Annotated in this window: 12 protein-coding genes, 1 pseudogene and 1 other annotated feature; all 13 genes and pseudogenes read left to right on the top strand. The window is 44.2% G+C overall.

Translation table 11 applies throughout. The features are described 5' to 3' along the window. Nucleotides 1-67 precede the first annotated feature (67 nt). The 13 genes and pseudogenes from L0M14_RS11645 (at nt 68) to L0M14_RS11590 (ending at nt 11,774) form a co-directional block, all read left to right on the top strand. Nucleotides 68-1,009 carry a DMT family transporter gene (locus tag L0M14_RS11645; RefSeq protein ID WP_235122239.1) on the top strand — a complete coding sequence of 314 codons (942 nt, stop codon included), beginning with the start codon at nt 68-70 and terminating at the stop codon, nt 1,007-1,009. 95 nt (nt 1,010-1,104) lie between these two features. Then, nucleotides 1,105-1,557, top strand: a complete 453-nt coding sequence (locus tag L0M14_RS11640) for a GNAT family N-acetyltransferase (RefSeq protein WP_235122238.1) — start codon at nt 1,105-1,107, stop codon at nt 1,555-1,557. A gap of 76 nt (nt 1,558-1,633) precedes the next feature. Beyond that, nucleotides 1,634-1,885: a binding site (T-box leader), on the top strand. A 77-nt stretch (nt 1,886-1,962) separates the two neighbouring features. Beyond that, entirely contained in the window at nt 1,963-3,633 is a 1,671-nt protein-coding gene (gene leuA / locus L0M14_RS11635) for a 2-isopropylmalate synthase (RefSeq protein ID WP_235122237.1), read from the top strand. A 181-nt stretch (nt 3,634-3,814) separates the two neighbouring features. Then, a complete protein-coding gene (locus L0M14_RS11630; protein WP_235122236.1) occupies nt 3,815-5,575 on the top strand; it encodes an ABC transporter ATP-binding protein in 1,761 nt (586 codons plus the stop codon). A gap of 52 nt (nt 5,576-5,627) precedes the next feature. After that, complete coding sequence (locus L0M14_RS11625; protein ID WP_235122235.1) at nt 5,628-5,918, top strand: manganese efflux pump; 291 nt, start codon at nt 5,628-5,630, stop codon at nt 5,916-5,918. Nucleotides 5,919-5,965: 47 nt separating this feature from the next. Beyond that, on the top strand, nt 5,966-6,184 hold the full coding sequence (locus L0M14_RS31865) for a manganese efflux pump (protein ID WP_350340498.1): 219 nt from the start codon (nt 5,966-5,968) through the stop codon (nt 6,182-6,184). Between the two features lie 568 nt (nt 6,185-6,752). Then, nucleotides 6,753-7,511 (top strand): DUF421 domain-containing protein, encoded by a 759-nt coding sequence (locus L0M14_RS11620; RefSeq protein ID WP_235122234.1) that lies wholly within the window; start codon nt 6,753-6,755, stop codon nt 7,509-7,511. A gap of 98 nt (nt 7,512-7,609) precedes the next feature. Then, nucleotides 7,610-8,038 carry a rhodanese-like domain-containing protein gene (locus L0M14_RS11615; protein WP_235122233.1) on the top strand — a complete coding sequence of 143 codons (429 nt, stop codon included), beginning with the start codon at nt 7,610-7,612 and terminating at the stop codon, nt 8,036-8,038. Between the two features lie 127 nt (nt 8,039-8,165). Further along, nucleotides 8,166-8,564 carry a DUF302 domain-containing protein gene (locus L0M14_RS11610; RefSeq protein WP_235122232.1) on the top strand — a complete coding sequence of 133 codons (399 nt, stop codon included), beginning with the start codon at nt 8,166-8,168 and terminating at the stop codon, nt 8,562-8,564. Nucleotides 8,565-8,891: 327 nt separating this feature from the next. Beyond that, nucleotides 8,892-9,671 (top strand): sulfite exporter TauE/SafE family protein, encoded by a 780-nt coding sequence (locus L0M14_RS11605; protein WP_235122231.1) that lies wholly within the window; start codon nt 8,892-8,894, stop codon nt 9,669-9,671. Nucleotides 9,672-9,684: 13 nt separating this feature from the next. Further along, nucleotides 9,685-10,830, top strand: a pseudogene (locus tag L0M14_RS11600) (MBL fold metallo-hydrolase). A gap of 33 nt (nt 10,831-10,863) precedes the next feature. Further along, entirely contained in the window at nt 10,864-11,172 is a 309-nt protein-coding gene (locus L0M14_RS11595) for a rhodanese-like domain-containing protein (RefSeq protein ID WP_235122230.1), read from the top strand. A gap of 29 nt (nt 11,173-11,201) precedes the next feature. Continuing rightward, the gene (locus L0M14_RS11590) at nt 11,202-11,774 is read left to right on the top strand and encodes a sulfurtransferase TusA family protein (RefSeq protein WP_235122229.1); all 573 of its coding nucleotides are present in this window, start codon (nt 11,202-11,204) and stop codon (nt 11,772-11,774) included. Nucleotides 11,775-11,806: the final 32 nt, after the last annotated feature.

The raw sequence follows: 11,806 nt of genomic DNA, 5'->3' as shown, positions 1-11,806 counted from the left end.
AGATTATGCTTGTCGTACAGGAAGCCGGCCGGCTCACGCTATACTCACAGGAAGGGGTGTTCCGAAGTTGTCTACAAGCAAAACGTATTCATTAGCGTTATTATACGCGTTCATCATCGGATTTTCCTTTTTATTTACCAAGCTTGCGTTAGAAGTGGCGGATCCGATTGATATGCTCGCCTATCGATTCATCATTTCGTTCGGACTTATCGCTGGGGTGACAGGGAGCGGGTGGCTTCGGTTGAATCTGCCGTGGAGGCAAGTGTGGAGGCTGCTTCCAATTGGGCTTATGTACCCGGCTATGTTTTTCAGCTTGCAGGCCTTTGGACTGGTGCATGCCACTTCGTCGGAGGGAGGGATTTTTCAAGCGTCTAATCCGATATTTACGCTGGTCCTGGCCTCTGTTTTTCTCAAAGAGCGAACGAGCTGGCTTCAAAAAGGGGCCGTCGTCTGTTCCGTAGCCGGAGTCCTCTATATTCTTTTGATGGAGGGCGCATCACTCCAGGGATCGAGTTTGAGCGGCATGGTTCTGCTGCTCTTATCATCCCTGTCTTTATCCGCTTATGGCGTTATGGCGCGTTCGTTAACCCGCTCATTCACGCCGATTCAGCTTACTTATGTTATGATGCTAATCGGAATGGTCGCTTTCACCTTGCTATCATTAGCCCGGCATACGGCATCCGGAGAGTGGAAGTCGTTGGTAGAGCCTCTCCGTCATGGCGGCTTTATCAGCTCGATTTTGTACATTGGAGTCCTGTCCTCACTGGTATCGTCGCTGCTCTCCAACATGGTGCTTTCGAAGCTGCAGGCCTCTCAAATGAGCGTGTTTATCAACCTGGGGACGCTGGTCTCGATTTTAGCTGGGGTTGTCTTTTTGAACGAGCAGCTGACATATTACCATATCATAGGAGCTGCGGTGATTATTTTCGGAGTGATCGGAAGCAATATCGGCGGCACAGCTTGGGTACAACGTATCTCCGCTTCACGGCGTCATAAGTTGGAAGGGTAATGTGAATGAAGGTTAAGGGATCTACAACTTGGAAAGGTGTGCACACTATGGAGCCAATGATTTCACTTGTAAGTTCATCTAAGGAGATTACAGAAATGGCTCGATTAGCCGCTGAAATCTGGCGTGAATATTACGTATCCGTGATTACCATTGAGCAAATTGATTACATGATCAGCAAATTCCAATCGGATTTAGCGATAACGGATCAGATCCGCAATCAGGGCTATGACTACTTCTTGTTCCATCATGATGGTGCCGCGGTGGGGTATATGGCGGTCAAACAAGAGCTAGGAAAGCTATTTTTGAGTAAATTTTATATCGCGAAGGAGCACCGAGGACATGGCTTTGCCACCCATGCCTTGGCGTATATTGAGCAGCTGTGCAAAGAGCGAAATCTTACTCATATTTGGCTGACTGTCAATCGACATAATGAATCCAGTATCGCGATTTACGAGAAAAAAGGTTTTCGAAAAGTAAGAGAACAAATGGCAGATATCGGAAATGGATTCGTCATGGATGATTTTATTATGGAAAAAGAAATCATGTAGAGAGAGACCTTTTATGATCCGTTCAAATTAGACTTGACACCGAATTCTAAGTGATTTAACATTAACCCTAATAATTTAAATTACGTTGAAAAGGATTAGTACGATTTTCTAAGCGAACAGAGAGCTGTTGGTCGGTGTGAAACAGCCGTGGAGAAAATGGGAACTCACCTTGGAGTTGCTCGCTGAACCAATCAAGTAGGTGGAGCCGGAGCCTAGCCGTTATCATCAGGAGGATATAAGGGGAAACCCGTATCCGTTGAGTGCATGCCGTCTATGGCGTGAATTCGGAGTGGTACCGCGTAAGATGTCAAAGTCTTTCGTCTCTGTTTAGTGGAGATGAAGGGCTTTTTTTGTTCCGTCCGATTGTGGTCAATCAGCAGACATAATAATGAAAGGAAGATCATCATGAAACATGTTGAAAAGTACGCTAGAGGATATTTTATGCCGCCAGAGACAAGCTTGAAATGGACGAAGAAGGAATATATCACAGAGGCGCCGACTTGGTGCAGTGTTGACCTTCGCGACGGTAATCAAGCTTTAATCGTTCCGATGAATCTGGAAGAGAAACTGGAATACTTCAAAATGCTCGTAGAGATCGGATTTAAGGAAATCGAGGTCGGTTTTCCCGCGGCGTCGGAAACGGAATTCACCTTTTTGCGCACATTGATAGAACAGAACTTGATCCCTGATGATGTCACGATCCAAGTGCTCACTCAATCGAGGGAGCATATTATCCGCAAAACCTTTGCCTCATTGGAAGGTGCGAAAAAAGCCGTCGTTCATCTGTACAACTCGACCTCTGTGGCACAGCGGGAACAGGTTTTCCGCAAATCCAGAGAAGAGATTATCTACATCGCTGTCAGCGGCGCCAAGCTATTGAAGCAGTGTGCGGAAGAAACCGAAGGGAACTTTCAGTTCCAATATTCACCGGAAAGCTTTACCGGTACAGAAATCGATTTTGCTCTGGATATCTGCAATAGTGTCCTTGATGTATGGCAGCCGACGGCAGAGAACCCGGTCATTATCAATCTTCCTGCTACCGTATCCATGTCGATGCCTCATGTGTACGCAAGCCAAATCGAGTATATGAGCGATCATATGAATTTCCGCGAGCATGTGATCCTGTCGCTCCATCCGCATAACGACAGAGGGACAGGCGTGGCGGATGCGGAGCTGGGAATGCTGGCTGGCGCCCAACGCGTGGAAGGCACATTGTTCGGAAACGGAGAAAGAACGGGGAATGTAGACATTGTGACGCTTGCGCTCAACATGTATTCACATGGCGTAGATCCGAAGCTGAATTTTGATAACATTCCTGCGATCATCTCTGTATATGAGCGACTGACCAAAATGAGAGTTGGAGAAAGACACCCTTACGGCGGCGAGCTTGTATTCACAGCTTTCTCAGGTTCCCATCAGGATGCAATTGCAAAAGGAATGAATTGGCGCGAGGAAAAGCAGCCTGAACATTGGTCGGTTCCTTATCTGCCCATTGATCCTAAGGACATCGGCAGGGAGTATGAAGGCGATATTATCCGTATTAACAGCCAATCCGGCAAAGGTGGGATCGGGTATATTCTGCAGATGAAGTACGGCCTTGATCTTCCTGCAAAAATGCGTGAAAACTTCGGGTACTGCGTGAAGAACGTTTCCGATCAGCAGCAAAAAGAACTGATGCCGGAAGAAATCCACGATATTTTCATGAAAGAATATGTAAATATTAATCAGCCTGTTGAGCTTGTTAAATACCGCTTTACGGACAATGAGGATTATCAAACTATCGTCACGATTCGTTCCGGCAATGAACTTAAAGAAATTGAAGGTGCCGGTAACGGAAGACTCGATGCCATCAGCAACGCTCTTCAATCGAATCTCGGGTTGAACTATTCCGATTTGGTCTATAAGGAGCACGCCTTGGAAACAGGCTCGAAGTCACAGGCCGTCTCTTATATCGGTATCACCGCTGCGAATGGTCGTGTATATTGGGGATGCGGTATTGACGTTGACATCATGAACTCCTCTGTTAAAGCTTTGTTTAGTGCTGTGAATCAAATGAGCCGTCAATCCGCTAACTGATTCTAACCTGACGTTCAGGATAAAATGTACTCGTATTACTTGATCTGCCACTTGTCGAAAGTGGCTTTTTTTATTCAAATGTTCATTACACGCAATATAACCGCACAACTAGATGTTCTATCCCCGAAAGGGAATAGTAAAATGAACGGAACTATCTGTACGAGAGGAGGGAAGTGCGTCGATGAATCATTTCAAATCGTACTATTCTTTTGTCAAACCTTACTGGAAGCTCATACTCATTACCCTGCTAATTGGCATGATTAAATTTAGCATTCCGCTCACTTTTCCGATGATTGTCAAGTATGTCGTTGACGACCTGCTGTTAAGTTCGCTGTCCGCCTCGGTTAAGACAGAGAGAATGGTGGATGTCATGTTACTTGCATTTGCATTATTCGTTGTTTTACGAGCGCCTGTTGAATACATTAGGCAGTATTTCGCGCAGTTAACGACGAGTAGGATTTTATATGATTTACGCAATCACCTGTATGGACATATTCAAAAATTGTCTCTAAGTTACTACCAAAACAGGAAAACAGGTGAAATCATATCCCGAATGATCAATGATGCGGATCAGACGAAAAGTATCGTCGAGACGGGACTCATGAATGTGTGGTTAGATGTATTCACTCTTTCGATCGCCATCGGTTTCATGTTTTTTATGGATGTGAAGCTGACCTTGGTATCCATTGCGATTCTCCCGTTCTATGCGCTTGCAGTAAAAAAGCTCTATAGGAAGCTTAGGGCATTCTCAAAGTCGCGTTCGCAAGCCTTAGCGGATATGCAGGGGTATCTAGTAGAGAGGGTGAATGGGATTTCCGTCATCAAGAGCTTCACCCTGGAGGATGTAGAGAAGCGAAGCTTTGAAAAGAAAAATTATCATTTCTTGCAAAGAGCGCTAGATGTAACGAAGTGGAATGCACTGACTACTTCCATCATTAATACGTTGACCGACATCGCTCCATTATTGGTGTTATTTTATGGCGGATTTCAGGTTATTCAAGAACATATTTCACTTGGCGCTCTAGTTGCTTTTTTCGGATATTTGGAACGCTTGTACAGTCCGCTTCGGCGCTTGGTCAATTCCTCAACTGAGCTCACACAAGCAAGCGCATCTCTGGAAAGAGTTGTTGAATTATTACATGAACCTTACGACATCCAAGATACTCCTCATGCGAAATCAATGGAAAACGTGAAAGGGAAAATCGAATTTGAGAACGTGTGTTTTCGCTACCCTAGCTCTGAGAATTGGGTTTTACATCAGATACAATTGAGCATCAATCCCGGGGAGACGGTTGCATTCGTTGGAATGAGCGGCGGCGGTAAATCATCTCTCATTAGTCTCCTTCCACGTTTTTATGATATCCAGCAAGGCACCATACGGCTAGATGGCACCGATATCAAGGATGTTACCATCCAAAGCTTGCGAAATCAGATTGGTATGGTTTTGCAGGACAACATTTTGTTTAGTGGCAGTGTGCGCGAAAACATTTTGTTCGGGCGGCCTGACGCTTCCAATGAGGAGCTTATGCAAGCGGCTCAAGCTGCTAATGCGCATGATTTTATCATGAACCTGCCTAAAGGCTATGAGACGGAGATCGGAGAGCGTGGGGTTAAGCTTTCGGGAGGACAGAAGCAGCGTATTGCGATTGCCCGAGTATTTCTAAAGAATCCCCGTATTCTGGTGCTGGACGAAGCGACCTCGGCACTCGATTTGGAATCGGAGCATTTCATTCAAGAATCTCTTGAAGCATTAGCGAAGGATCGGACAACATTAATCGTCGCTCATCGCCTTTCGACCATCACACATGCTGATCAAATTGTACTTATTGAGAATGGGGAAATCAAAGAACAAGGGACGCATTCGGAATTAATGAAACGAAACGGCGCTTATTCTCGTTTATTCAATGTGCAAAATTTGAGCGAAGTCGGGACGGATGAATGATAATTCCGCTTAGCAAGATTCTCGAAAATTAGCTGTTAGATGGGGGAATGCTATGGATGCTCTGAAGATGATTGTTTTCATTTTATCACTAGGAATGGATACACTCTTGATGTCAATTTCCTTAGGATTTGTTCAGACCAAAGGCAAAACAAAAATTGCGTTCACGTTTGCGTGCGCGGAAGCTTTGATGCCGTTAGTTGGATTGTTCATCGGTAAAAGCGCCGGTCATATTATCGGAGATTGGGCTTCACTAATCGGCGGGATCGCATTATTAGCTGTTGCAATATGGCTGCTTTTTTTTGAAGACGAGGATGAAGAAGAGGGAAGCTTGCAAGAAATTTAGTCGGCTGGACTCTAATTCTGACTGCTCTGAGTATTAGCTTAGATGAATTGGCAATTGGATTCTCTATAGGTCTGTTAGGGGTTCCTATTCTATTAACACTACTATTTGTGGCTCTTCAAGCGTTTATCTTTACGTGGTTGGGACTTACTTTCGGCTCCAAATTGAAACGATATTTAGGTGAATGGTCGGAGAAATTGACCGGCGCTGTCCTAGGCTTATTAGGTATTTGGATACTCATTGATGGCTTCATGAGTTGGAGTGAATGACAAGGCTATCATTTTTTATGATGTGCAACTCTCTTTACTTACATCTAATTATTCGCTGTTACGAAAAAACGTTTCTCTAGACCCACATAAGTGGGTGCTGCTATCATAGACGAGGCAACGACAGCGAAATGGAGAGTAAAGAACTGTTATGGATCAACAGGAGAGATTAGGCAATCTAAAATTGGGTGAAGTCCGAAACAAATGCTTCATTAGTAGCATCTTTTATTACGATTTCAGTAGGTATAGATGTGCTAATAAAGGCTGTTACATCCATATTTCAAGGGGAGACTCACAAACCGGATCTGTTCTCAGTATGGACAGGATATCAAGGAACTTCGGGCAAGAAATTACGGCAGTAATGCGATTGTAGATGTAGTCTTGTTACTTCATGCAGACCTGGCTTTTGAATAGCCCATCAAATCGCCACTAGAGTGGAATATGAACGGAAGAGAACGTCTGAAGTTTTTGAGGTACATGTTCATTACGAACCATCTTATACATAGGAATCAAGGATAAATGAGTTCATCGACGGGCAAAATATTTCTAACATTTTTGCCGGAGGAAATTCATGTCTGAGCATCTCCTAATCCTGGTTCGCAGCATTGCTGCATTTGTTCTTCTATTGGTTATTACAAGGCTAATCGGAAAACAGACGTTGTCCAATATGAATATTCATGAATTTGTTACCGCTATCATATTAGGTGCCATTTCTGCGAACTTTGCCTTCAATGATAAGATAGATACGTCCCATCTGCTGATCTCTTTATCCGTGTTTACGATTACTTCATGGATTATTTCCATTGCAACCTTAAAAAGCCGCAAGACCGAGAAATGGCTGTTCGGAAAACCTGCTGTGCTCATCGAGAACGGGAAGCTGCTAGAGCATAATATGAAGAAAAATAAGTACACGCTGGATTCGTTAAACGAAATGCTTCGTGAAAAAGATATTTTCGATATTGCTGAAGTAGATTATGCGCTGCTTGAAGTGAACGGAAAGCTTTCGGTGTTAAAGAAGAAAGAATACCGGAATCTTACTTTTCAGGATTTACAACTGCAGTCACAAATCAAGCCGCAAACCCAACCCCACAATCAAATCGAATTATCATCATCTGCGACGAGCTCTAAATTTCCGATCGAACTCATTATGGAGGGAGAGCTCATTCATGAACATCTCCAAGAAGCCAATATAGAGCAGCAAGTGATTGAGAAAGCAGTCCGGAACAAAGGGTATATACTTAGTGATGTTTTTTATGCTGTCAGGGGTACGGATGGTAACCTTTATTTTGATTTCTATGCAGACCGGTTAAGCAAACCTATGGATCTATAGATGACGAAATAAATGTTACCAGTGATCTGTTGTTGTTTTGATACCCTTATAGGTATATAATCGATTTGTAAACAACGGAAACGAGGGGGGTCACATTTATGGTTAGTTCGATTATTATTTTCGTATTTGCTCTATATTTTATTCAACGAATGAAGCCTGTTAAAGATCTCAAACACATAGATATCGAGTCATTAAGCATGCTATTAAAGGAAAAATCGGTAAGTTTCAGGGTACTGGATGTAAGAGATCAGGTTGACTATCATGATAATCATATTGAAGGGGCCATTAACATTTCCTTAGGCCGATTGCCTTACGTTAACAAAAAGGAATTCGATACAGAAGATGAAATATTCCTTATATCCGACTCCAAATATCATAGTAAGAGAGCTGCACGGATCCTGAAACGAAGCGGCTTTCAAAATCTGACTCATGTGAATGAAGGTATGCAAGGCTACATGCAGGTAATGAATGGCCAACGTTATCGTACGTCTAACAGGCTGCGTATATGTAATGGAAAATGTTGTTAATTGTTCCATCCTAGTCAAATACATGTAAAAATCATTAGCATGCTCCAAGTGCTAATGATTTTTTATTTTGCACATAAGTTGCACCAAAATGCGAACACTATAAAAACAAGAAAGGACGTGATCATTCTTGTTTCACTATACTGTGGAAACCAGCCAATCGATAGAGCAAGCTATTGCCGCTCTTGAACATAACTTGAAGGAAGAAGAGTTTGGCGTGCTCTGGCATCTGGATATGCAGGAGAAGCTTAAAGAGAAGGGAATCGATTTTGACCAAAAGTATCATATTCTCGAAGTGTGTAATCCAGTTGAAGCCAAGCGTGTGCTAAGCGAAAATGCGATTGTCGGGTATTTCTTGCCTTGCAAAATCACGGTTTATGAGGATCAGGGAACAACGAAAATAGGTCTGCCGAAACCAACATCTCTAATAGGTATGCTTGATAGCAGCAGTCTCCAAGGCATTGCAGAGGATGTTGAAAAGCGATTGGTTTCTTGTATCGACAAAACTATATACTCATTAAGTAAATAGATCAGTAATTAAGACTAATGGCTTCAAGAATTGTTGGTTGAGTGATTGATGTAGAGCAAAATGAACGGTTTGACACAAAAGACTTGACGAACAGAGTAAATAAGTTTATATTATTCACATACCCCAACGGGTATAAGTATTGACGGAAAGGAAGGGGAGATAACAAGATTACACTTATCAATCTTGGGAGCTTGTTGTCGGAAAATCCCAACAATGATTTTTTCTAACAAGAAATTTTTTTGCCTCAAATAATACCCCGTGGGGTATATAGAGGATTGAGAGTAGAGCATGATAATAAATACGGAATGTAGAAAGGCAGGGGCCTAAATGGATTTGGCATGGATTTTGACCATCTTCGCGATTGGCTTCCTGGGTTCGTTTATTTCGGGGATGGTGGGAATCGGCGGATCGATCATTAACTATCCGATGCTATTGTTTATCCCGCCGCTTCTCGGTTTTGCAGCCTTTTCAGCTCAGGAAGTCTCAGCGATAAGTGCGGTTCAGGTATTTTTTGCGAGTATGATGGGGATGTTCGTTTTTCGCAAGGGAGGACTCCTTCACAAGCAGCTTGTTCTCTACATGGGCGTCTCTATCATTGTCGGCAGTTTCTTGGGCAGCTTCGTCTCCAATTCTCTGCCGAGCTCAGCGATCAATATGGTGTACGCGGTGCTCGCACTAATTGCGGCTATCCTCATGTTTCTGCCCAAGAAAGGACTGGAAGGTCAAGATGTCAGTCAAGTTATGTTTAACAAACCCTTGGCTGTTATTCTCGCCCTGATCATCGGAACGGTTTCGGGAATTGTCGGAGCTGCCGGGGCGTTTATCACCGTACCGGTCATGCTCGTGGTTTTGAAGATACCGACTAGAATTGCGATTGCATCTTCGCTTGCAATTACGTTTATTTCCTCAATCGGCTCGACGGCAGGTAAGCTGATGGGCGGGCATATGCTGCTGATTCCGTCCATTGCCCTTGTGGCAGCCAGCTTGATTGCATCTCCGTTGGGAGCCAAACTAAGCAAAAAAATCAACACCAAAATTCTTCAATGGATACTGGCTGTTCTAATCACCGCAACGGTGATCAAAATATGGATGTCGATTTTATTCTAAGGGGGAAATCAACATGACAAATCAAGTTCAACTTCAAGGAAGAACCGCAGCTCAGCTGGCAAAAAAGGTACTGAATCACGAATCGCTTTTTATTTTGGATGTGCGCAACGAAAGTGACTTTAACGATTGGAAAATCGAAGGCAATCAGGTAAAGGTCATCAACAAGCCTTACTTTGATTTGATTGACGGTGTCGAAGTGATTCTAGACCAGATTCCGGACAATGAAGAAGTGCTGGTTGTCTGTGCCAAAGAAGGTTCTTCGAAATTCGTCGCTGAGCAGCTGATTGAAGCAGGGAAGCAGCAGGTTTCCTATTTGGTAGGCGGCATGAAATCGTGGAGTGAGCATCTGGAGCCCGTTAAGATAGGTGATTTGAAGGGCGGCGGTGAAATCATCCAATTTGTCCGCATCGGCAAAGGCTGCCTCTCTTAGGTGATCTCTAACGGAGAAGCCGCGGTTATTGATGCCGTACGTATGACGGATGTTTTCTTGGATTACGCCCAAAAGAATCATGTGAACATCAAGCACACCATTGACACGCATCTTCACGCTGATCACATTTCTGGTGGACGGCAGCTAGCCGAACAAACAGGTGGAACATACTGGCTGCCGCCAAAAGATGCGGACGAAGTGGTATTCGCCTATGAGAAGCTGGAAGATGGCAAATCCATGGAAGTAGGGCATACACAAATTAAGATCCAACCGGTCTATTCCCCGGGTCATACGATTGGCAGTACATCCTTAATTGTGGATGATCAGTATTTACTTTCCGGCGATATTTTATTCGTGAAATCCATCGGGCGTCCTGATTTGGCCGGTAAAGCGGAAGATTGGGTATCAGACTTGAGAACAACACTCTATGAGCGCTATAAGCAGCTATCGGATAACCTTATCGTGCTTCCTGCTCACTTCGGTAAGTTCACAGAATTAGGTGAAGGGGGCAAGGTATCTGCACGACTTGGCGATCTGTACAAAGAGAATCCGGGACTGAATATTCAAGACGTTACCGCATTCCGCAAAACGGTTACCGAGAATTTGCCTCCGCAGCCGAACGCTTATCAAGAAATTCGGCAAACCAACATGGGGAGGATCACACCATCGGAAGAGGAACAACGAGACATGGAGATCGGTCCAAATCGCTACGCAGTTCATGACGAATAAATCCTAGTAGATAACATCAAGGAGGAGAAACCTATGTACACAGAGCAATTACCGGAAGAAGTTTTGGAGAGAATGAAGAGGAAAGAGGACATCGTGATTCTCGATGTGCGAGAACCTGAAGAGTGGGAATCCGGACATATCCCTGGTGCAAAGCATATACCGCTTGGACAAATCGCAAAAGCGTTGAATGAATTGGATCCTAAGCAGGAAACGATCGTCGTCTGCCGCAGCGGGAATCGAAGCGGCCAAGCCTGCGATTTCCTTTCTTCGATGGGCTTTCACGTCATCAACATGCCGGGCGGCATGTCGAAGTGGTCCGGAGATGTCGTTTACGGAGTCTAAGTCATTTTAACTATAATGGGAGGTTTATCATGGCAACATTGCAGGTAGATCGCACTTTGGAATGCGAAGGGCTCGCTTGTCCGCTGCCCGTTGTTCGAACCAAGAAAGCCGTCGATGAAATGAAACCCGGCGAAGTATTGGAAGTCCGCGCGACAGATAAAGGCTCAGTTGCAGACCTCAAGGGATGGGCAAGCCGTACAGGGCATCAATATGTAGGATTAAAAGAAGAAGACGGCGTATTTCGCCATTTTATTCGTAAAGCCGAACCGGCTGATACAAAAGTGGAGAAAAAGCATCCGCACACAACAACGAATGAAGAGATCCACTCCAACATTTCATCAGGGGTTCAGTTAGCTATCATCGATGTTCGGGAACCCGCCGAGTATGCATTCGGGCGCATCCCGGGTGCAATATCGATCCCTATGGGCCAACTTGAAGAGCGAATGTCGACGCTAGACCCGAATAAAGAATACCACGTCGTGTGCCGTACAGGAAACCGAAGCGATATGGCTTGCCAGATTCTTTCGGAAAAAGGGTTTACCCACATCAAGAATGTCATTCCTGGCATGTCCGAGTGGACACACGAATTAGAGCAAGATTAATTCAAAAATTATAATGGGATTACGAAAAGGAG

This window comes from Paenibacillus hexagrammi (assembly GCF_021513275.1).
Classification (GTDB): Bacteria; Bacillota; Bacilli; order Paenibacillales; family NBRC-103111; genus Paenibacillus_E; species Paenibacillus_E hexagrammi.
Note: the sequence above shows the minus strand (reverse complement) of the source record. Positions and strands in the feature narration are given on the sequence as shown.

Bases quoted from the DNA above. Each gene is read 5' to 3' on its own strand.
- L0M14_RS11630 (WP_235122236.1), top strand. From the start codon at position 3,815: ATGAATCATTTCAAATCGTACTATTCTTTTGTCAAACCTTACTGGAAG.
- L0M14_RS11625 (WP_235122235.1), top strand. From the start codon at position 5,628: ATGGATGCTCTGAAGATGATTGTTTTCATTTTATCACTAGGAATGGAT.
- L0M14_RS11590 (WP_235122229.1), top strand. From the start codon at position 11,202: ATGGCAACATTGCAGGTAGATCGCACTTTGGAATGCGAAGGGCTCGCT.
- L0M14_RS11640 (WP_235122238.1), top strand. From the start codon at position 1,105: ATGGCTCGATTAGCCGCTGAAATCTGGCGTGAATATTACGTATCCGTG.
- leuA (WP_235122237.1), top strand. From the start codon at position 1,963: ATGAAACATGTTGAAAAGTACGCTAGAGGATATTTTATGCCGCCAGAG.
- L0M14_RS11620 (WP_235122234.1), top strand. From the start codon at position 6,753: ATGTCTGAGCATCTCCTAATCCTGGTTCGCAGCATTGCTGCATTTGTT.
- L0M14_RS11605 (WP_235122231.1), top strand. From the start codon at position 8,892: ATGGATTTGGCATGGATTTTGACCATCTTCGCGATTGGCTTCCTGGGT.
- L0M14_RS11615 (WP_235122233.1), top strand. From the start codon at position 7,610: ATGGTTAGTTCGATTATTATTTTCGTATTTGCTCTATATTTTATTCAA.
- L0M14_RS11595 (WP_235122230.1), top strand. From the start codon at position 10,864: ATGTACACAGAGCAATTACCGGAAGAAGTTTTGGAGAGAATGAAGAGG.